19 protein-coding genes and 1 tRNA gene are annotated in these 19,824 nt (G+C 59.1%); 2 read left to right on the top strand and 18 right to left on the bottom strand.

All coding sequences use genetic code 11. The features are described from left to right. Positions 1-69: 69 nt before the first annotated feature. On the bottom strand, positions 70-1,518 hold the full coding sequence (gene guaB, locus AC2FFD_RS19475) for an IMP dehydrogenase (RefSeq protein ID WP_170344221.1): 1,449 nt from the start codon (positions 1,516-1,518) through the stop codon (positions 70-72). A 216-nt stretch (positions 1,519-1,734) separates the two neighbouring features. On the opposite strand from guaB, the gene AC2FFD_RS19470 reads away from it, so the two are divergent. Further along, entirely contained in the window at positions 1,735-3,780 is a 2,046-nt protein-coding gene (locus tag AC2FFD_RS19470) for an ASKHA domain-containing protein (RefSeq protein ID WP_496873891.1), read from the top strand. Between the two features lie 43 nt (positions 3,781-3,823). Here AC2FFD_RS19470 and AC2FFD_RS19465 read toward each other — a convergent pair whose 3' ends face one another. The 11 genes from AC2FFD_RS19465 to AC2FFD_RS19415 all read right to left on the bottom strand — a co-directional run bounded on the left by AC2FFD_RS19465 (position 3,824) and on the right by AC2FFD_RS19415 (position 12,849). Then, positions 3,824-4,939 carry an alpha-hydroxy acid oxidase gene (locus AC2FFD_RS19465; RefSeq protein WP_496873886.1) on the bottom strand — a complete coding sequence of 372 codons (1,116 nt, stop codon included), beginning with the start codon at positions 4,937-4,939 and terminating at the stop codon, positions 3,824-3,826. Next, complete coding sequence (comE, locus tag AC2FFD_RS19460; RefSeq protein WP_425078290.1) at positions 4,939-5,493, bottom strand: sulfopyruvate decarboxylase subunit beta; 555 nt, start codon at positions 5,491-5,493, stop codon at positions 4,939-4,941. Before comE ends, AC2FFD_RS19465 begins: the two co-directional genes overlap by 1 nt. Further along, on the bottom strand, positions 5,490-5,996 hold the full coding sequence (comD, locus tag AC2FFD_RS19455) for a sulfopyruvate decarboxylase subunit alpha (protein WP_117868908.1): 507 nt from the start codon (positions 5,994-5,996) through the stop codon (positions 5,490-5,492). The genes comE and comD overlap by 4 nt, the downstream gene beginning before the upstream one ends. A gap of 49 nt (positions 5,997-6,045) precedes the next feature. Next, positions 6,046-6,456, bottom strand: coding sequence for a universal stress protein (locus tag AC2FFD_RS19450; RefSeq protein WP_170344215.1), 411 nt, complete (start codon positions 6,454-6,456; stop codon positions 6,046-6,048). Positions 6,457-6,479: 23 nt separating this feature from the next. Further along, complete coding sequence (locus AC2FFD_RS19445) at positions 6,480-7,460, bottom strand: alcohol dehydrogenase catalytic domain-containing protein (RefSeq protein ID WP_496873885.1); 981 nt, start codon at positions 7,458-7,460, stop codon at positions 6,480-6,482. Beyond that, the gene (locus AC2FFD_RS19440) at positions 7,457-8,218 is read right to left on the bottom strand and encodes an SDR family NAD(P)-dependent oxidoreductase (RefSeq protein ID WP_257600762.1); all 762 of its coding nucleotides are present in this window, start codon (positions 8,216-8,218) and stop codon (positions 7,457-7,459) included. The genes AC2FFD_RS19445 and AC2FFD_RS19440 overlap by 4 nt, the downstream gene beginning before the upstream one ends. Continuing rightward, positions 8,211-9,518 (bottom strand): histidinol dehydrogenase, encoded by a 1,308-nt coding sequence (hisD, locus tag AC2FFD_RS19435; protein ID WP_496873884.1) that lies wholly within the window; start codon positions 9,516-9,518, stop codon positions 8,211-8,213. Before hisD ends, AC2FFD_RS19440 begins: the two co-directional genes overlap by 8 nt. Positions 9,519-9,530: 12 nt before the next feature. Next, the gene (locus AC2FFD_RS19430; protein ID WP_170344209.1) at positions 9,531-10,859 is read right to left on the bottom strand and encodes a TRAP transporter large permease; all 1,329 of its coding nucleotides are present in this window, start codon (positions 10,857-10,859) and stop codon (positions 9,531-9,533) included. 11 nt (positions 10,860-10,870) lie between these two features. After that, positions 10,871-11,383, bottom strand: a complete 513-nt coding sequence (locus tag AC2FFD_RS19425) for a TRAP transporter small permease (protein WP_170344207.1) — start codon at positions 11,381-11,383, stop codon at positions 10,871-10,873. 111 nt (positions 11,384-11,494) lie between these two features. Then, positions 11,495-12,640, bottom strand: coding sequence for a TRAP transporter substrate-binding protein (locus AC2FFD_RS19420; RefSeq protein WP_496873883.1), 1,146 nt, complete (start codon positions 12,638-12,640; stop codon positions 11,495-11,497). A 23-nt stretch (positions 12,641-12,663) separates the two neighbouring features. Next, a complete protein-coding gene (locus AC2FFD_RS19415; protein ID WP_170344203.1) occupies positions 12,664-12,849 on the bottom strand; it encodes a hypothetical protein in 186 nt (61 codons plus the stop codon). 134 nt (positions 12,850-12,983) lie between these two features. Here AC2FFD_RS19415 and AC2FFD_RS19410 point away from each other — a divergent pair, with 134 nt between their 5' ends. After that, on the top strand, positions 12,984-14,006 hold the full coding sequence (locus tag AC2FFD_RS19410; protein ID WP_257600764.1) for a LacI family DNA-binding transcriptional regulator: 1,023 nt from the start codon (positions 12,984-12,986) through the stop codon (positions 14,004-14,006). Positions 14,007-14,130: 124 nt separating this feature from the next. Here the strand turns inward: AC2FFD_RS19410 and AC2FFD_RS19405 are convergent. The 6 genes from AC2FFD_RS19405 to AC2FFD_RS19380 all read right to left on the bottom strand — a co-directional run bounded on the left by AC2FFD_RS19405 (position 14,131) and on the right by AC2FFD_RS19380 (position 19,681). Further along, positions 14,131-14,204 (bottom strand) — tRNA-Gly (locus AC2FFD_RS19405). Between the two features lie 70 nt (positions 14,205-14,274). Further along, on the bottom strand, positions 14,275-15,102 hold the full coding sequence (locus AC2FFD_RS19400; protein WP_496873882.1) for a polyphosphate kinase 2 family protein: 828 nt from the start codon (positions 15,100-15,102) through the stop codon (positions 14,275-14,277). A 125-nt stretch (positions 15,103-15,227) separates the two neighbouring features. Then, entirely contained in the window at positions 15,228-16,289 is a 1,062-nt protein-coding gene (locus AC2FFD_RS19395; protein ID WP_170344199.1) for a methyltetrahydrofolate cobalamin methyltransferase, read from the bottom strand. 9 nt (positions 16,290-16,298) lie between these two features. Further along, positions 16,299-17,225 carry a methylenetetrahydrofolate reductase gene (locus tag AC2FFD_RS19390; RefSeq protein ID WP_496873881.1) on the bottom strand — a complete coding sequence of 309 codons (927 nt, stop codon included), beginning with the start codon at positions 17,223-17,225 and terminating at the stop codon, positions 16,299-16,301. A 25-nt stretch (positions 17,226-17,250) separates the two neighbouring features. Further along, positions 17,251-17,547 carry a virulence factor gene (locus AC2FFD_RS19385; RefSeq protein WP_117868895.1) on the bottom strand — a complete coding sequence of 99 codons (297 nt, stop codon included), beginning with the start codon at positions 17,545-17,547 and terminating at the stop codon, positions 17,251-17,253. A gap of 247 nt (positions 17,548-17,794) precedes the next feature. Continuing rightward, positions 17,795-19,681 carry a PhoX family protein gene (locus AC2FFD_RS19380; protein ID WP_496873880.1) on the bottom strand — a complete coding sequence of 629 codons (1,887 nt, stop codon included), beginning with the start codon at positions 19,679-19,681 and terminating at the stop codon, positions 17,795-17,797. Positions 19,682-19,824: the final 143 nt, after the last annotated feature.

Below are 19,824 nucleotides of genomic sequence, written 5' to 3'. Positions count from 1 at the left end.
GGCCCGGCTGGCCGATCCAATTGGTAAAATGGCACCCGCTCGCGGGTGCCTTGTGTCTTGCTGGATGGCTTACATGACCCGGTAGTTCGGGCTTTCGCGCGTGATCTGAACGTCATGCACGTGGCTTTCTTTCAGACCGGCGCCGGTAATTTTCACGAAATTGCAGTTCTTGCGCATCTCTTCGATGGTGGCGCAGCCGGTATACCCCATCGCCGCGCGCAAACCACCAACCAGCTGGTGGATCACGGCACTGGCCGAGCCTTTGTAGGGCACCTGACCTTCGATGCCTTCGGGCACCAGCTTGTCATTGGCTGCATCTTTCTGGAAATAGCGGTCGGCTGATCCACGCGCCATTGCGCCCAGGCTGCCCATCCCGCGATAAGATTTGAACGAACGACCCTGATACAGGATCACCTCGCCCGGGCTTTCGTCGGTGCCCGCAATCATCGACCCGACCATGGCACAGGATGCCCCGGCGGCAATCGCCTTTGCAAAGTCACCCGAGAACTTGATACCACCATCCGCGATGACCGGAACGTCGCCCGCTGCTGCCGCACAATCGCTGATCGCGGTCAACTGAGGAACACCAACCCCTGCCACCATCCGTGTGGTACAGATCGACCCCGGGCCAATACCCACCTTGATCGCGTCGGCTCCAGCATCGATCAGCGCTTTGGTCGCCTCGCCGGTTGCAACGTTCCCGGCAATGATCTGAACCTCGTTCGACAGGGTCTTGACCCGCCTCACAGCGTCCAGCACGCCCTGAGAATGACCATGCGCCGTATCGACGACGATGATGTCGACACCCGAATCCACCAATTGTTCGGACCGTTCGAACCCGGCATCCCCGACCGACGTCGCCGCAGCGACCCGCAGGCGACCCAGACGGTCCTTGCAGGCGGTTGGGTTCAAAACGGCCTGTTCCGTATCCTTCAGCGTCAGAAGACCGGTCAGCTTGCCTTCGCCATCGACAACCAGCAGTTTTTCGATACGGCGCGCCCGCATCAGGCTTTTGGCTTCTTCCAGATCGGCCGGTTCCTGTAGCATCGCCAGGTTTTCCGAAGTCATCATCGCGTGTACCGGCGTATCGTCCGAGTTCGCAAAGCGCATGTCGCGGTTGGTCAGGATACCCACCACGCGGCCCTGCTCGTCGACGACTGGAAAACCGGTGAAGTTGTAGCGCTGTACCAGCGCGTTGGCGTCGGCCAATGTCTGATCCACCCGCAACGTCACGGGGTTATAGACAATACCGGATTCGAACCGCTTGACCCGGCGGACCTCGCGGGCCTGTTCTTCCACCGAAAGGTTCTTGTGTACCACACCGATGCCGCCCGCCTGCGCCATGGCAATGGCCATTCGCGCCTCGGTCACGGTGTCCATGGCCGAACTCAGCAGCGGGATGTTCATGGTGATCTCGCGCGTCACACGCGTGGTCGTATCCGCCGTTGCCGGCAGCACGGAAGATGCGCCCGGAACCAGGAGAACGTCGTCAAAGGTAAGTGCCTCACGAATCTGCATCTGAATACCCCATGCAAAAGCCCGTTTGGCGGTGACCCTATTACACGGATTGAACCAAAGGAAAAGCCCTTGGGGGCAACTCTTTGGCTCTGGCTGTCGATGCAGTGGAAGAAAACGACGCTCGTTGTGCAGATCGTGCCGCTGATGGCCTTTCCCTTTTCGCTCAAACCCATATCTTGCCCGGCATACGCGCGAATATGAAAAGGTATGTCACTGATGACCACCGACCCTCTTGTCGTCTTTACCCCGTCCGGCAAACGCGGGCACTTCCCCGTCGGCACCCCAATACTGACGGCGGCCCGTCAATTGGGGGTGGATCTGGATTCGGTCTGTGGGGGCCGCGGCATCTGTTCAAAGTGCCAGATCACACCCAGCTATGGCGAATTTCCCAAGCACGGCGTCACGGTGTCCGAGGGCGCGCTGAGCGAATGGAACGCCGTCGAACAGCGTTATGACGACAAGCGCGGGTTGAAACCGGGCCGCCGTCTGGGCTGTCAGGCCTCGGTTCAGGGCGACGTGGTGATCGACGTACCGCCGGAAAGCCAGGTACACCGGCAGGTCGTGCGCAAGGCGGCCGCCGCGCGTGCCATCACGATGGACCCGGCCACGCGCCTTTATTTCGTTGTGGTGGAAGAACCCGACATGCATTCGCCCACCGGCGATCTGGAACGGCTCGAGCGGGCGTTGCGCGAGCAGTGGGACATTGATGCCGTCACGGCGGACCTGACGCTGATGTCCAAACTTCAACCGGTTCTGCGCAAGGGCAAATGGGAAGTCACCGTGGCGGTCCACAAAGGTCACAAGGACAGCGTGGCGCGTATCGTCGAAATCTGGCCCGGCCTGCATGAAGGCGGGCTGTATGGTCTGGCCATCGACCTCGGATCGACCACCATCGCCGCGCATCTGACCGATCTGGAAACCGGCGAGGTCAAGGCATCCTCTGGCCTCATGAATCCCCAGATCCGGTTCGGTGAAGACCTGATGAGCCGTGTTTCGTATTCCATGATGAACCCCGGCGGTGATCAGGAGATGACCAGGGCCGTGCGCGAGGCGATCAATGACCTGGCCACGTCGATTGCCGAAGAAGCGGGCATCGATGCCTCTCTGATCGTGGAAACGGTATTCGTCTGCAACCCGGTCATGCATCACTTGCTGCTGGGGCTGGACCCGGTGGAACTGGGTCAGGCGCCGTTTGCACTGGCAACGTCGGAAAGCATCTCCCTGCCCGCGCGCGAGATGGATCTGACCACTATGAACCCACGCGCGCAGGTCTATATCCTGCCCTGTATCGCGGGCCATGTGGGCGCGGACTGCGCGGCGGTGGCCCTGTCCGAAGAACCCGGCAAGTCCGAAGATCTGGTTCTGATCGTCGACGTGGGCACCAACGCTGAAATCCTGCTGGGCAATACCAGCCGCGTGCTCGCCTGTTCCTCGCCCACCGGGCCTGCCTTCGAAGGCGCTCAGATCAGTTCTGGCCAGCGCGCTGCTCCCGGCGCAATCGAAAGAATCGAGATCGACCCCGTCACCAAGGAACCCCGGTTCCGCGTCATCGGGTCCGATAAATGGTCCGACGAAGACGGCTTTGATCTGGATATCGCCACGACCGGTATCACCGGCATCTGCGGTTCGGGTATAATTGAGGCAGTGGCCGAAATGCGTATCGCTGGCCTGCTGGACGAAAGTGGTCTGATCGGATCGGCGGAACAGACCGGTACGGCCCGCTGCGTGCCCGAAGGTCGCACACACGCCTATCTGATCCACGACGCCAGCGCCGAAGACGGCCCCCGCATCACCGTCACGCAGGGTGACATCCGCGCCATTCAGCTTGCGAAATCCGCATTGTACGCAGGCGCACGCCTGCTGATGGACGAAATGGGCGTCGAAGAGGTGGATCGCGTGGTTCTGGCCGGTGCGTTCGGCGCGCATATCTCGACCAAACACGCCATGGTGCTTGGGATGATACCCGATGCGCCGCTGGAGAAAGTCTCGAGCGCGGGCAACGCCGCAGGTACCGGCGCGCGTATCGCGCTGTGCAATATCGGATCGCGCGCCGAGATCGAACGCGTCGTGCGCGAGATCACCAAGATCGAAACCGCCATCGAGCCGAAGTTTCAGGATCATTTCGTGGCCGCCAATGCGATCCCGCACAAGACCGACCCGTTCCCGGAACTGGCCCAGGTTGTCACACTGCCCAACCCAAGCTTCAACACCGGCGGCGAGACCGAAGCAGGTGGCGGACGTCGTCGCAGGCGCCGCGGTTAAACCGACAGTTCAGTGACCCGTGGGAAACCTCGGGTCATTGTCCTCACCGATAACAGGCGTTGCGTCGGACCTCGTCCAGCGACGTGACGCCTAGTTGGGCCATGGCGATGCTCATTTCTTCGCTGAGTACCGACCATAGCTGTTCAAGGCCCGCTTCGCCTTCGGCCGCTATTGCAAACTGAAGGATACGACCGAAAAAGGCAAAGTCCGCCCCGTTCGAAAGTGCCTTGAGAACGTCTTCACCCGACCGCAACCCACTGTCGTAGAAAAGCGGAAAATCCGGACCGACGGCCTTGCGTATCTCGGGCAGAACCGTGATTGGCGCGGGCGCACTTTCCAACTGGCGTGCACCATGGCTTGAGACCTGAATGGCGTCCACGCCCGCTGACTTGAGCCTTTGCGCGTCGTCTGCATCCAATATGCCTTTGACCACCAGATTCCCGGCCCACTGGTCGCGCAGGCGGGCCAATGTCTCCCACGTGGCCTTGGCGCGGCTTTCGGTCCGGTCGAAATCGTAGCCATCCATCAGGAAATTCGCCATTTCCGGCTTGCCTTTCAGCAGCACCGGCAAGGACCACCGCGGGTGCAAGGCAAAATCCATCACCTGCTTGGGACCCATTTTGAAGGGCATCTTGAACCCATGGCGCAACTCGCGCGGGCGTCGTCCAACCTCGGGCACATCCACGGTCAGCACCAGTGTTTCATACCCCGCAGCCTTGGCGCGATCGACAAGCTTGAACGTGCCGCTGCCATCGCCGCTGAAATACAGCTGAAACCAGGCATGGCCTTCAGCTTCGACGATCAGATCCTCCATCGCGGTCGAGGCGACAGTCGAAACCCCAAGCGGCACTTCATGGCGTGCTGCGATGCGGGCCAGCATCAAGTCGGCCCCCGGCGCGGACAAATTGCACATGCCCATCGGAGCGATACCAAACGGGCGTTTCGCGGGCCGGTCGAACAGGGAACTTGCCAGAGATCTTTCACTGACGTCGCGCAGGATACGCGGGCGCAAGGTCATTGCATCCAAAGCGGACCGATTGCGACCGGCACCCATCTCGGCCCCGGCTGCACCATCAATATAGTCGAACACCATCCACGGAAGACGCCGCCGCGCCAGGCGGCGGGCGTCCTCGGCACTGTGGATGGCGCTTGCGCCCATCAGGCCTGAACGGCCTTCATGAAACGGTCGCGGATGACGACTGGATCCATCGTGATCGGCGGCATCTTGGCGTTGCCGCTTTCACATTTGCTGACGACAATGGTCATCTGTTTGGCATCCAGCGCCTCTTGCAGCACGCGTCCGGTGTCTTCGGCGGCACATTCGATCACGCGCTCACACCCGGCTGCTTCGGCCATTTTGGCCAGAGAGGTCTTTTGCCCGGCATAGGTCGGCTGATCGCCGGTCGAACCGTACGAACCATTGTCAACAATCAGCAGGATATAATTGTCTGCCACGTTGTTGGCGATGGTCGGCAACGTCCCCAGATTGGTCAGGATCGAGCCATCCCCATCAATGACGATCACCGGTTTAGGCTGGGCCAGCGCAAGCCCCAGACCGATCGAGGACGCCAGGCCCATTGTCCCCAGCATGTAGAAATTGGTTGGCTGGTCGTCGATGGCGTGCAGTTCCTGACTGGGAATGCCGATGTTGCAGACAACCAGTTGATCACGCAGGATCGGGGCGATTTCTTTTAGTATTTCAGAACGGATCATTGGTCGCCATAGCCTCCCCAGAAATTGGCGTCGGTCAGGATGGCGACCGGCTTGTTGCACATGAATGTGTATTTCAGGATCGCGTCGAGCTCCTCGACATCCGCCTGATGGTGGAAGTGGTAGGTGGGGATGTTCAGCTGGGCCAACAACGCCTTGGTGTGAACCGCCATTTCAACCTGGCAGGCAATGGGCTCGCGCAGTTCGCCCCGGTACGAGATCAGCATCGGCAGCGGCATCCGGTAATACTGGATCAGCGTCGCCAGCGTGTTGATCGTCACGCCAATGGCCGTGTTCTGCATGATGATCGCGGGACGCTTGCCGCCCATCCACGCCCCTGCACACAGGCCCATCCCTTCGTCTTCCTTGTTGGACGGAATGTGATAGATGCCATCACGCTCATCGATTTCCGCGATGACACCTGCCAATTGCTTGCACGGGACAGTGGTGACAAACGAGATATCGTTCGCCACCAGATCGTCGGTGATCTTCTTGTCTATGTTCATGATCCAGCTTTTGGTCCTGTTTGGGGCGCTAGACGCGCGATTGAGGAATTCAGGCCCTTCGGTGCACGTGCACGGCACAGGGGGCATGGCGGACGACGCGCGAAGCGGTCGATCCCAGGAAGTAGTCGCTCAGGTCCGGTTTGTGCGAGCCGATTACGATACAGTCGACATCTTTGCTGCTGGCATAATCGATGATGGACCGTGCGGTATGGCCTTTGACGATTTCGGCCGTCACCCCTTCAAGCCCCTCGATTTTTTGCAGCAATTGCAAACGGGCCCGTTCGAAACCTTCGGCGACAACCGATTTGTCCAGATAGGCGCTGACCGATCCCTGAGGCATCTCGTAGACATGCAGCGCAATTATTTCCGCGCCCTTTCCTGACAAGGCCCGTGCGATTTCCAGCGTGTGTTGCGATATGCCGTGATCCAAAGCCAACGGGACCAGTATTTTCGTGTACATGAAGGTCTCCAGTTCTGTCAGTTCTATCCCCAGGGTTTCAGGATAATCTTGGGTGCGGCCACGGCGCCAGATCGGATATCGCAAAACGCCTGCGCGCCGTCGGCCAGGGCTCGTTCTTCGATCCAGTCCAGAGCCCCCAGCCGCCCGTCAAAGATCGCCTGAGCTGTCTGGCGAAAGTCCTTGGCGGTGTAGGTGTAAGTCCCGATGAATGTGATTTCCTGCAAGGTCATCCGGCGAATATCCAGACCACCGGTATCCTCACCCAACCCCACATGCGCGATCACGCCCCCCGGCTCGGCCATGGCCGAGGCAACTGACCGCGTCGCAGCATAGCCCACGGCATCTATGACCAACGGGTAAGTCCCCTTGGCTGAACCCACCAGCGCAAAGCTCTCGATTTTCGCCAGGTAGGTCCGACGCAGCTCATTTGGTTCCGCGATTGTCACGTCATCGACGCCCATTGCCCGCAAGGCCAAGGCCGCCGCAAGGCCGATGGCCCCGCCGCCGATCACCAGTGCGCGACGGTCCATCGCCGGATGCAGCGCCTCGATTCCCAACCGGACCGTATGCCAGCTTACCGCCAGCGGTTCCGCCAGCGCGGCTTTGACAAACGATATATCTTCCGGAACTTCGACAAGATTGCTGGCAGGCATGGTGACGTATTGCGCGAACGCCCCTTCGCGCGGCGGCATCGAGATGATCTGGCGATCCGGGCACAGGTTTTCACTACCAGCAAGGCAGGCCGCGCATTGACCGCAGCTGACCAGCGGGTTGATCGTCACACGATCACCGGCGCGTTTCTCGTCAACAATCACACCGGCCGCCTCGTGCCCAAGGATCAGCGGTGCCGGACGACGCGCATCGTGTCCCAGATAGGCATGCATGTCCGATCCACAGATGCCGACCGCCTCGATCCGGATCAAATGTTCGGATGGACCGGCCTCGGCATCCGGCACCTCACCGAACACCATCTGTTCCACACCTTGGTAAACCAGCGCCTTCATTTGGCCGTGAACCCTCCATCAACCATAAGAACCTGCCCCGTGACATAGCCGGACGCGTTCGAGCACAAAAACAGGATCGGTCCATCGATGTCCTGCATCTGTCCATTGCGCCCAATGCAGGTTTGAGCGGCGTTCCTCTCTGCGCGCTCGGGGTCGTCGAACACGGCCTGCGTCAGTTCAGTGGGAAAGAACCCCGGACCGATCGCGTTGGCGGTAATGCCAAAGGGCGACCAGGCCTCGGCCATCGCGCGGGTCAGTTGCCCGATCCCGGCCTTGGTGGCCCCATAGGCAATGCCGCCCGGAAACGCGCGCGTTGTTTGCAGCGAGGCGAAATTGACGATACGCCCCCAGCCCTTCTTTTTCATTTCGGGCACCATGGCCTGACTGAGGAAAAACGGCGCGCTGAGGTTCAGTGCAAGCGTGGCATCCCATCCTTCAGGAGTAACATCGTCGGCAGCCTCGCGTGTGTTGACCCCAGCCGCATGTACAATGATGTCCGGCGCTCCAAACTTCGAATTGACCGTCTGAACCAGCTCGCCCATTCCGTCACGATCCGAAACATCGGCGACCACCGCTTCTGCGTTGTTGCCGATTTCGGCCTGCATCTGCGCCAACGCGTCGCTGCGCCGGGCCACGCCGACAACACGCGCGCCGGCTGCGGCAAGTGTCCGCGCCACCTGCCGTCCCAGCCCCGAACTGGCGCCGGTGATGCAGGCCACCCGGCCCGTCAGGTCAAACAATGCGCGCGGGTCATCCATCGGCGGTCAGGTCGAACGTTTCATCCGGGAAATACTTGGCCAGACGCACATCCGCTGCACGGGCGTGACCCTCCATTCCTTCCAGTCGGGAAATCCGGGCGGTTGCTTCGGCGATCGATTTGGAACCTTCACGCGTGGCCCGCTGCCAGGTGACGATCTTCATGTATTTGTGAACGCTCAAACCGCCGGTATAGCTGGCCGCACCGGACGTTGGCAGAACATGGTTCGTCCCGGTCGCCTTGTCTCCGTAGGACACGGTGGTTTCCTCACCCAGGAACAGCGAGCCATAACACGTCAGCCGATCCAGCCACCAATCCAGATCCTCGGCCTGAACCGTCAGGTGCTCGGGCGCATATTCATCGGAACAGGCGGCCATCTCTTCGCGGTCGGAACAGACGATGACTTCGGCATAGTCGCGCCACGCGGCCGAGGCGTTTTCGCGGTTCAGCTCTGGCAGATCGTCGATCAAAACCGGAACCAGCTCCATCACTTTCCGCGCAAGGTCGCGATCATCCGTTACCAGCCAAACGGGCGAATTGTACCCGTGCTCTGCCTGACTGACCAGATCGGTTGCCACCACATGGGCGTCCGCGGAACTGTCGGCAAGGATCAGGCTGTCGGTCGGACCCGCGATCATGTCGATGCCAACCTTGCCGTACAGGATGCGCTTGGCTTCGGCCACGAACTGGTTGCCCGGCCCCACAAGGATATTGGCGCGCGGCAAACCGAACAAACCATAGGTCATGGCAGCCACGCCCTGTACACCGCCCATGGCCAGAATGCTGTCGGCTCCGCAGATATGCGCGGCATAGACAATCGCGGGCGCAACACCTTCGCCCGGTCGCGGAGGAGAACAGGCGGTGATATGACGGCACCCGGCGACCTTGGCCGTTGTCACCGTCATGATCGCGCTGGCGATATGGCTGTAGCGCCCACCGGGAACATAGCATCCTGCCGCATCCACCGGGATCGCCTTTTGCCCCGCAACGAAACCGGGAACGATCTCCATCTGTACGTCCGACACGGTAGCCTTCTGCGTCTCGGCAAAGCGTCGGACGTTGTCATGGGCAAAGCGTATATCGGCCTTCAGTTTTTCCGGCACTAGCGCGATGGCGGCATCAATCTCGTCCTGCGTCATCAGGACGTTTCCTTCGAACTTGTCGAACTTGATGGCGTATTCCAGCGCCTTGGCATCGCCACCGGCCTCGATATCGGCAAGGATGGTCTTGACCGTATCATGCACCTCTGAGGCATGTGATTGAGCGGTTAAAGTCGCCTTTTTCAAATATTCACGAGGCATGTTCAGCAGGTCCTATTGGTAGATTTCAGGAAGCAGGGTGGTCGACACAGCAGGCACGTAGGCGATCAGGATCACCACGATCAGCATGGTCAGTACGAAAGGAATGGCCCGGGCGGCAATCTTCAGAATGGACTCACCGGTAATGCCAGATACGACGAACAGGTTCAGACCCAGCGGCGGCGTGATAAAGCCCACACCCAACGCGGTGATCATCATGATGCAGAACTGGATTTCGTTCATGCCGATATTGTCGGCCAGCGGTTTCAGGATTGGTGCCAGGATCACGATGTTCGGCGTTGTCTCCATGACGCAGCCCGCTGCGATCAGGATGCCGATCATCAGCAAGATCAACAGATAGGGATCATCGGTCAGCGACGTGACCGAGGCCACGAAGCCCTGTGGCACGCCCATGATCGCCAGTGCTTCGGCCAAAGGGGCCGAGAAGGCGATGATCGGCAGGATGACTCCGTTCACCTTGGCCGAACTGACCAGCATCGATGGAAAGTCCGCCAGCGTCAGTGTGCGCAGGATGAAACCCATGATGATGGTGACGACCACGGCGGTTGCGCCGGCTTCGGTCGGGGTCAGGCGACCTGAGAAGATGCCGTAGAAAATGATCCCCGGCACGATGAAGGCGTACCAGCCCGATTTCAGCGCCTTGCCCAGATTGGCCAGCCATTCCCCCATGGTCATCATGCCGCCGCCCTCATAGGCGTAAAGACGGTTCATGATGATGTTGGTGATCAGGATCGACACCAGGATGGCCAGACCCGGAATCAAGGCTGCAAGAAACAGGGTCGAGGCGGAGATACCCAGCACGAGGCCGATGATGATATAGGCGATCGAAGGCGGGATCAGGATGCCGGTACAGGCACCAGCCGCAACCAGAGCACAGGCATAGGGGCGCGGATATCCGCTTTCCACCAGCCGATTGATGGTCATGCGCCCCACCGCAGCCGCCCCGGCAGCATCCGACCCTGAAATCGCGGCAAACATACCGCAGACCAGAACCGTGGCCGAACCGAACCCGCCCTTGGCAAAGCATGTCAGCGCCTCGGCTACGTCCAGGAATTTGCGCGACAGACCGGTCCGCACCAGAACGTCACCGGTCAGGATGAACAAGGGTACCGCGGTCAGGGCAAATGCGTCGATACCTGTGAACAGGCTTTCTCCGACCAGGCTGAGAGGTAGATCACCGGACATGATCAGCATCACGATCGCCGCTGTTCCTATGGCGGCCCAAACGGGCACGGCCAAGGCGATCAGGCCTACGAACAGGATCACCGGCAGGTAAAAATCCCAGCCCAGTTCAACGGTTTGATTGAGGGAATTCCAAAGCATCCGTATTCTCCTCAGTCAAACAGCTTGTCGCCTTCGAAGACGGGGGTGCCGTCACGAAGTGATTTCAGGTCACGCAGGAAGGATTGGATCAGCCGCCATATCATCAGGGCAAATCCAGTGGGCACGGCCATAAGGAACCAGACTTTCGAGACCCGAAGCCCATCCGTGACCGAGCCGAACTTGGCCGAAACATGAACCGCCTCATACGACCAGTAGAGCGCGATGATCGCCACGCCGAACATCACCAGATCGCCAAAAATATAAAGCACCGCTTTGGGTCGTGGCCCGATGTAGTGCATGATCACATCGATCCGTATGTGCGCCCGCTCTTTCACCGCAGCGGCGGCACCGATCCAGGCAAGGTAGATGAAGGAATACCGAACGATCTCCTCGCCCCAGATCGACGAATAGGCAAAAATCTCGCGCCGCAGCACCTCGATGGCCATGGTAATCACCAGCATCACGTAGAACACCAGCAGCAACCAGCGCTCTGCATTCCGGTCTATGTTTTGAAGAATGGTCATCTGATCCTCCGGCGCAGATACAGCCTGACCCACGCCTAGCTTGGCGGGATGTTGTCGGGCTGACTGAAAGTAAGGTTCGTGGACGCCTGTCAGGCGTCCACGGCTTGGGCCTTAGGCGTCGTGGACGTAATATTTGCCTTGAGTACCGGCGGCTTCGACGAGCTTTTCGAAGTTGTCCATCGATCCGGCCAGTTCCATCTTGAACGGATCCCAATCGGCGTTCTGATACCCGCCTGCATCCTGCCATTCCGCCAGTTGATCGTCACTGAGCGAATGGAACTGCACCCCGGCCTTGTTCAGCTCGGCCATGGCATAGGCGCGGGCCGACGGAACCTTGGACAGGTTCTGGTGGCTGGTCATTTCCGATCCCCACATGATGCCTTCCTGTACATCGGCAGGCATCGAATTGAACCATTCCAGGTTACAGGAATAAACCTGGCTGTCCGGCACCGCCTGCGTGAAGGTCACATGGCTGAGGATATCCTTGAAACCGAAGACATAGAGCGCGCCAACCGAAGGATCGAGCGCATCCGCAACGCCCTGCTTGATGGCCGACGGGGTCTCGCCCCAGGCTACCGGCGTCGGGTTCGCGCCGACCATCCGGTAGTATTGTTGCAGCATCTTCGATCCCGGCACGCGGAACTTGATCCCGCTCATGTCACCGGGGGTGAGTACGGCATTGCCGCCCTGACGAACCGCAACCACGCGCGGGTCGATGTTTACATAGAACAGGGCCTTGAATCCTGCGGCCTCGACCTTGGGGTGAACCTCATTTTTCCACGTGTCCGAATGGACAAGGTTGGTGAAACGCTGGTTCGAGCCGCACAGGTACGGCATGTTGATCAGGTCGACTGTCGACGCGAACGGCGCGAAATTCGACAGCGAATGCTGCGCGGCCTGAATGGTGCCGCCCTGCACCTTCTGGACCAGTGCGCCACCCGCACCAAGCTGACCGCCGGGGGCCAGTTTGACATAGACCTTGCCGTTTGTGGCGTTCTGAATGTTTTCTTTCAGGTCCAACTGCATGATCGGATAGCTGCGCGACGCGCCAAGCACATAGGCCGTGGCCACGGTCATCACGTGATCTGCGGCCTTTTCACGCTCGCTCTCTTCCTTCGCGGTCTGCGCAGCGGCCTCGGAAGACCACAAAACACCCCCTGCCCCAGCCACCATTGCGGCCGTGAACGCGCCACTGGCGCTCAGTTTCAGAAAATTGCGGCGCTCGGCCGATGCCAGTTCGGTCTTGTCGGTTTTCATCAATTGCCCTCCCAAGCAAAAGTTCAGCTGCCGTCTTGTGCGTTCCGGTCAGCTTCCTTTTTCAGAATTGCGACAACGAACAGGATCGAAGCCGCGAACAGAACCAACATCTCTCCAACGTCGCCAAGAAACGCGCTGCTCGCAAAAGCACCCAAAGCGACATTTGCGAAATAGATCGCAAAAACGATGACTGATGCAGCGAGATACATTTCCGGGACTCCCTTCAGAATCGGCTCAAATACCTTTGTAAGCGCTTACATCATAAATGCAAGCGCTTACATAAACGCTTTCATCCTTGGAAGAATGCGACTAACTTAGGCGAACCGGAATTGAGAGTTCGAGAATGTCAAAACATCGGTCCGCACCGACGCTGGATGACGTTGCCAAGGCAGCAGGCGTTTCCACTGCCACCGTGTCACGGTGCCTGAACACCCCGCAACAGGTGGTCGAGGCAACGCGGAAACGTGTTCTGTCTGCCGTGGACTCCCTGGGATACACGCCAAACTTTGCGGCACGCGTGATGGCTGCACGGCGTTCTTTCACGATTGGCGCGATAATCCCGACGATGGAAAATGCAATCTTCGCAAGGGGGTTGCAGGCGTTTCAAGAGGAGATCCACAAACAGGGCTACACCTTGCTGGTCTCCAGCTCGGCCTATCAACCGGCCGCAGAAGAAGAACAGATCCGAACGCTGGTTGCGCGGGGCGCCGACGGGCTGTTGCTGATCGGGCATGACCGTGACGCGCAAATCTACGACTATCTCGAAAGGCGTAAAGTGCCGGCCCTGGTCGCGTGGTCCTTCCTGCCAAACGAACCAATACCGTCCGTCGGGTTTGACAACAGACGGGCGATGGAGGCTTTGACAAGCAAGATCATCGAATTAGGCCATACGCGGTTGGCAACGATTTCAGGCATCAGCAAGGGCAACGACCGTGCGCGCCTACGGATCCAGGGGATAAAAGACGCGATGTCCCGACATGACCTTTCGCAAGACGATCTGGTCGTGATCGAAACCTCGTACGAGATTGAAAATGGCGCCGAGGCATTCAAGCATCTCATGTCGAATGACAACCCGCCGACCGCGGTTTTGTGCGGCAACGACGTTCTGGCCGTCGGTGCGGTGCGGCAAGCTCAGCAGATGGGACTTCGGGTACCCGAAGATGTATCGATCACCGGATTTGATGATATCGAGCTTGCGCGCATCGTCGCCCCTGCCCTGACAACTGTCCATGTTCCTCATCGTGACATGGGACGCAAGGCTGCTTTGGCGTTGATACAGATGATCGAATCCAACGCACCGGGCAAATCTGTCGAACTGCCGACCCGCATCGTAGGCAGAGAGTCTCTGCTTGGCCTCAACAGGTAGCGCCGGCTTTATCAACCCGTTGAGCAGATCCACGGAAACATGCGCCGGTTAGATCCGTAAAGGTGGTGGAAAGCCACGCGGCGTCATCTTTTTGATTGAGTAACAGCACTTTACAGATCGTTGCTGGAGCGGGTAGCGGGAATCGAACCCGCGCGTTCAGCTTGGGAAGCTGACAGGCTACCATTACATCATACCCGCCTTGTCAGATGAAATAGCACCAGAACAACCAGACGTTCAACCCGGATCGCAACCAACTTTTTTCGGTTTCTTACTCGGTTCGGGCCCGCAGGCTGTCGATCAGGGACTGGTCGACATCCAAAGCGGCGCCTGCCGCCTCCAAAGTTCGGCGATCGAGATGCTGGGGGTTCAGATCCACCCCTTTTGAAAACGCGTCAACAATGGCCTTCATGGCTGTGATCCGCGCGTATTTCTTGTTGTTGGACGGGATCACGTGCCAAGGCGCAACTTCCGTCGACGTCCGCGCCAGCATTTCGTCCACGGCCACTTCAGCGACATCCCATTTTTCGCGGTTTCTGAAATCTTCGTAAGTCAGCTTCCAGCGTTTCATCGGATTGGTCAGACGCTCGGTAAAACGGCGCATCTGCTCTTCCTGTGAAATGTGGAAGAACAGTTTTACGATTCGAGTCCCGTCATCGACCAGCATTCGTTCGAAATCATTGATTTCCTGATAAGCGGCCCGCCAGCGTGTTTCCGGGGTCAGCTTTTCAATCCGCTCCACCAGAACCCGACCATACCAGCTGCGGTCGAAAGCGGAAATCGCTCCCGAAGGCGGCAGGCGTTCCCAGAACCGCAGCAGATAATGCCGGTTGAGATAATAGTTCCGGGGTGCGCCGATGGGCCAGACCTTGAAGCTGCGCGGGTCCAGGGCCTGACTGATCCTGCGAATGGTTCCGCCTTTTCCGGCAGCGTCCCACCCTTCGAACACCAACACACCTTTGAACCCATGAAACAGATAGGCTTGCTGAATTCTGGCCAATCTTGTCTGCAATTCGACCAGCTGACCAAAGTAGGCTTTTTTGTCCAGTTTCCTGGTCAGATCCGCATCCGAGAGTTTTGGAGGGTGATGTTTACTCATGCTGCCACCTGATCGATGCATCCTGGATCAGGATATCCTGAAGCCTTCTGCAAATTCGACATTGATCAGGGTCAAATGAAAAGGCCGGGCGCTGTGCCCGGCCTTTGCTGTCCGTGTCCTTCAGATCAGGCGCGGCGGCGACGGCCACCACCGCGACGGCCACCGGCGGCGCCGGCGGCGCCCGCCTCGTCCGGCGCTTTGTTGAACCGGATCCACTCACCGCCATGCGGGTCGTTGTTGGTCAGCAGGTTGGCGGCGCGAATGGCCTCCATTTCCTTACCGGCGCGCGGCTTGGTCGAGCCAAGACCGAACAGCTGGCAGAAGGTTTCATCATCCATGTCCGCAGGCAGTATGACACCCTTGGCTTCAATCTCGGCCTTTTTCTCTGCGATCTTCTTGGGCCCTACAGGCAACGCAACAGGGTTCATGATTGCCGAGGTCATGCCCGCACCCATCGCCATTGGAAGGAAAGCGTTGTTGATGCCGTGGCGATTTGGCAGGCCGAACGACACGTTGGACGCACCACAGGTGGTGTTTACGCCCAGCTCTTCGCGCAAGCGACGGACCAGAGCGAATACCTGCAGACCAGCAGTTGCCATCGCACCGATGGGCATGACCAGCGGGTCGACCACGATGTCATGCGCGGGAATGCCGAAATCAGCCGCGCGCTCGACAATCTTCTTGGCCACTTCGAAACGCACATCGGGATCTTCCGAAATACCCGTGTCGTCATTCGAGATCGCCACAACCGGCACGTTGTACTTCTTGACCAGCGGCAGAACCAGCTCCAGACGCTCTTCTTCTCCGGTGACCGAGTTCAGCAGAGGACGCCCTTCAGCCGCCTCAAGACCGGCCTCCAACGCACCCGGCACCGACGAGTCGATGCACAGCGGCACGTCAACCAGACCCTGAACCAGTTCGACGATCTGGCGCATCAGCGGCGGCTCGGTCTCGTTCGGGTTGGGATTCGAGTTGTAGACAACGCCCGCATTGATATCCAGAACGGTCGCGCCAGCTGCCACCTGAGCCAAGGCGTCCTTTTCGACGGTCGAAAAATCGCCCGCTTCCAGCTCGGCGGCCAGTTTCTTGCGGCCTGTCGGGTTGATCCGCTCACCGATCACGCAGAACGGTTCGTCAAAGCCCAGGACGGCTGTTTTTGTTTTTGATTCTACGACTGTTCGGGTCATGTCCGTTCCTTAGGAGTTTACAGGCTTTGCCGAAGCGCCGCCGTTATTGATCGCCCAGTTGGCGTTGGTCTTGATTCCGCCCAGCGGGAAGAAGTGTACGTTGGTGATGTTGAAATCCGGGTTGGCCGCCTTGTGGTTTGCCAGTTCGGTCACGACATCGGTCGGCTCGTAGGGCAGCAACAGCTTGGAGACATCCATGGCGCGCTTTTGCAGAACCTTCAGCGACGGCCCAACGCCGCACGCGATGGCGAATTTGATCAGGGTTTGCAGCTTGGCCGGACCCGCGATTCCGATATGGATCGGCAGATCGATGCCCGCTTCCTTCAGGCTGTCGGCCCAGGCGATGATCGGCTTGGCGTCAAAGGCGAACTGGGTTGCCAGCGCCATTTCGGCATCCGTGGTCTCGTTGAACTTCTGCTTCCAGCGCAACGCGTCATCGACATTCTTGGTCGAGCCGTCCGGGTCTATGTCCTTGTTGCCTTCGGGGTGGCCCGCCACGTGCAGGCGCTTGAAGCCCGCCCTGTCGAACAGACCGGTTTCCAGCAACTGCATCGAGCTGTCGAAATCGCCGTGCGGGTTGGCGACACCGCCGGCCAGCAACAACGCCTGTTCAACACCCGCTTCGCCCTGGTACATGGAAATCCAGTTTTCCAACGTCGCCGCATCCTTGATGATCCGAGCCGGAAAATGCGGCATGACAGGGTAACCTTCCGCCGCAATACGCTTGGCGGTCTTGACCATGTCTTCGATCGGCGTGCCCTCGATATGGGCGATGTAAACGCGTGTCCCCTCGGGCAACAGCGCGCGGAAGTCATCGACCTTTTCGGCGGTACGCGGCATGACCTCGATCGAATAGCCCTGCAAAAAGGCTTCGACGGTCGGATTTACTGGGCCGTTTTCGACCGCATCACGTTTCTTGAAGTTCAGCAAAGCCATTTCGGCCTCCCATAAAGTCTGGGGCTCATGCCCAACCGTCATTGGCGATCAGCGCTTTGACGCGGTCCTGATCGTATTCCGTTTCCAGACGCACAGCCTCGGCTTCGGCAATCTCGGCAGGATCGCCTTCGACCGCGAAAGGTTCGGCTTTGCGCCATTCGGCCAGATAGGCATCACTGTCCTTGGCGTTCACCTTCATCGCGGCACGGTCGATGGCTTGTTCAAACCGTTCCTCCAACTGCCGCTTTGCGCCACGACGGCCTTTGCCGACGATGACCTGAGCGGGAATGTCGCGCCAATACACGATGGTGACGTCAGGCATTGCTGTGATTCCTCCTAACCCGATGGGCCGGTTCTAAACTTCAATGTAGGCCTGGGTCGGTCGATTTTCGACACACGGCGCTTTTCCAGCGACGTTTTTGCCCACGGTGGTGTATCGGGCTTGTAACCAGTTTTCCGGCAAACGCGCATATCATAATTCTCATCGTCACTATGAAAGCGCTGCATGAAAAAGAAAAACCCCGGACGGGAAAAACCGCCCGAGGCAAGAAGTGATGGGTCAAATGGCCTTAGCCGACCAGACCGCCATCTTCGCGGGTAATGGCGACAATGGCCGAACGCGGCACCGAGTCACCGCCTTCAGGCCAGTGGCTGTTGCCTTTTTCGCCCGGGTGCTGAATGCCGACGAACATCGTACGACGGTCCGGCGACCAGCTGAGACCGGTGACCTCGCATCCATTCGGTCCAACCAGAAAACGGCGGATTTCACCGGTGACAGGGTCACCTGCCAGCATCTGGTTGTTGCCCTGACCGGCAAAGTCACCTTCGTTGCCGTAATTGCCATCGGTCTGGATCCACAACAAGCCATTGCTGTCGAACTTCAAACCGTCGGGCGAGTTGAACATGTTGTCGGCGTTCACGTTCTCGGATCCGGCATAGGCGTCTTCGTGGACCGTGGGATTGCCTGCCAGCACGTACAGATCCCAGCCGAAGCCAGCCGCAGCATGATCGCCGCCATCCGGACGCCAGCGTAGGATCTGACCGTAATGGTTCTTGTCCCGCGGGTTCGGGCCGTTGGTCGAGGTATCGTCGCCCCCTGCATTCGGCTTGACGCCACGGTTCTTGTTGTTGGTCAGGCAACAGTAAACCTCGGGCGCGTTTGGATTGGCCGCGACCCACTCGGGACGATCCATGGTGGTTGCTCCAACCGCCGAACCAGCCTGACGGGTGTGGATGCAAACCTCGGCCTGCGATGCAAGCCCGGTGGTTTCAGGTGTCAGATCGAGCCACTCACCGGTTCCGTCGTCGTTGAACTTGGCAACCGAAAGTGTGCCTTTCTCCAACAGCGCGTTGGTATCCACACCAGCGGCATAAACCCCTTCCGAGACAAAGCGGTAAAGAAACTCGCCGCGTTCATCATCGCCCATGTAAACAACGACACGGCCGTCGTTGTTCACTATGACTTCGGCGTTTTCGTGCTTGAAGCGTCCCAGTGCTGTCAGCTTGCGCGGTGTCGATGCCGGATCGGTCGGATCGATCTCGACGACATAACCGGCACGGTTCGGTTCGTTTGGGTTTTTCGAGACGTCGAAACGGTCGTCGATCTTGGCCCAGCCATAGCCCCAATCGCTGGCCGATACGCCATAGCGCTTCAGTTCCGGGCTGGTCTCGTGGTTTTCATCCTCAGCCGAGAAGTAACCATTGAAGTTCTCTTCACAGGCCAGATACGAGCCCCACGGTGTCATGCCGTTTCCGCAATTGTTCCATGTTCCCTTGCACGTCGTGCCGGACGGATCGGCGGCGGTTTTCATCAAGTCATGGCCGGCGGCCGGACCCGTGATGGTCATTTCGGTCTGCGGTGTAACGCGGCGGTTATACGGGCTGTCCTTTACGATGCCCCAGTTGCCATCGGTGTTCGCGATTTCCACGATCGTGACACCATGCGCCATCATGCCCTTTGCGATGTCGTCATCGGATGCTGGTTTGGCGTCCGGATTGTTGCCCCAAAGAATGCCGCGGTTGGTATATTCGTTGTTCACCACCAGCAGAACATGGCCGTCGTGGAAAAACACATCCTGGCCATCCGTGTTGTCACCAAATGCGCGTGCCTGACTGGCCGCCGTGCCTCGGGTGTCATGATCGAATTCCGGAACGTCCGACCACAGCGGATCACCCCAGCGCACCATGACCTCGGCCTTGTAGCCCGAAGGCACAGTCACTTCGTCCGCCGTCGAAACCGGAATCGCCTCGAACGAGAAACGGTCCGCCGCCGCGCGGGCACCTGTCGGCAGAACCGAGCCGCCAACGGCAGCGAAACTGCCCATCGCCAGAACGCCTCCCAGAAACCCGCGACGCGACAACGCGCGCTCGACGACGCGGTCAAAGTCACATTCTTCGGGTCGTGGGCTTATGATTTCATCGTATTCATCAAAAGAAAGGGTGTGATCGTCTTTCATGGCAATCTCCATACCTGGCTGTAAGCTCGTAAAGAATCCCGCTGAGGGTTCCGTGGATGCCCATCGCACCCCAGTATGAACGGCACGTGACACGCGCGTTAATTTCAAACTTGAAATCACTTGCACGTCGGCGATCCCCCGCC

The sequence above is a fragment of the Ruegeria sp. YTSC002 genome (genome assembly GCF_059609845.1).
This window is presented reverse-complemented; position numbering and strand designations above follow the sequence as displayed.

Excerpts from the sequence above, each read along its gene's own strand:
- hisD (WP_496873884.1), bottom strand. The coding sequence starts at position 9,518 with ATGCCTCGTGAATATTTGAAAAAGGCGACTTTAACCGCTCAATCACAT.
- AC2FFD_RS19410 (WP_257600764.1), top strand. The coding sequence starts at position 12,984 with ATGTCAAAACATCGGTCCGCACCGACGCTGGATGACGTTGCCAAGGCA.
- AC2FFD_RS19385 (WP_117868895.1), bottom strand. The coding sequence starts at position 17,547 with ATGCCTGACGTCACCATCGTGTATTGGCGCGACATTCCCGCTCAGGTC.
- AC2FFD_RS19390 (WP_496873881.1), bottom strand. The coding sequence starts at position 17,225 with ATGGCTTTGCTGAACTTCAAGAAACGTGATGCGGTCGAAAACGGCCCA.
- AC2FFD_RS19415 (WP_170344203.1), bottom strand. The coding sequence starts at position 12,849 with ATGTATCTCGCTGCATCAGTCATCGTTTTTGCGATCTATTTCGCAAAT.
- comE (WP_425078290.1), bottom strand. The coding sequence starts at position 5,493 with ATGATCCGTTCTGAAATACTAAAAGAAATCGCCCCGATCCTGCGTGAT.
- AC2FFD_RS19420 (WP_496873883.1), bottom strand. The coding sequence starts at position 12,640 with ATGAAAACCGACAAGACCGAACTGGCATCGGCCGAGCGCCGCAATTTT.
- AC2FFD_RS19425 (WP_170344207.1), bottom strand. The coding sequence starts at position 11,383 with ATGACCATTCTTCAAAACATAGACCGGAATGCAGAGCGCTGGTTGCTG.
- AC2FFD_RS19430 (WP_170344209.1), bottom strand. The coding sequence starts at position 10,859 with ATGCTTTGGAATTCCCTCAATCAAACCGTTGAACTGGGCTGGGATTTT.
- guaB (WP_170344221.1), bottom strand. The coding sequence starts at position 1,518 with ATGCAGATTCGTGAGGCACTTACCTTTGACGACGTTCTCCTGGTTCCG.
- AC2FFD_RS19440 (WP_257600762.1), bottom strand. The coding sequence starts at position 8,218 with ATGGATGACCCGCGCGCATTGTTTGACCTGACGGGCCGGGTGGCCTGC.
- AC2FFD_RS19445 (WP_496873885.1), bottom strand. The coding sequence starts at position 7,460 with ATGAAGGCGCTGGTTTACCAAGGTGTGGAACAGATGGTGTTCGGTGAG.
- AC2FFD_RS19470 (WP_496873891.1), top strand. The coding sequence starts at position 1,735 with ATGACCACCGACCCTCTTGTCGTCTTTACCCCGTCCGGCAAACGCGGG.
- AC2FFD_RS19450 (WP_170344215.1), bottom strand. The coding sequence starts at position 6,456 with ATGTACACGAAAATACTGGTCCCGTTGGCTTTGGATCACGGCATATCG.
- AC2FFD_RS19380 (WP_496873880.1), bottom strand. The coding sequence starts at position 19,681 with ATGAAAGACGATCACACCCTTTCTTTTGATGAATACGATGAAATCATA.
- AC2FFD_RS19395 (WP_170344199.1), bottom strand. The coding sequence starts at position 16,289 with ATGACCCGAACAGTCGTAGAATCAAAAACAAAAACAGCCGTCCTGGGC.
- AC2FFD_RS19465 (WP_496873886.1), bottom strand. The coding sequence starts at position 4,939 with ATGGGCGCAAGCGCCATCCACAGTGCCGAGGACGCCCGCCGCCTGGCG.
- AC2FFD_RS19400 (WP_496873882.1), bottom strand. The coding sequence starts at position 15,102 with ATGAGTAAACATCACCCTCCAAAACTCTCGGATGCGGATCTGACCAGG.
- comD (WP_117868908.1), bottom strand. The coding sequence starts at position 5,996 with ATGAACATAGACAAGAAGATCACCGACGATCTGGTGGCGAACGATATC.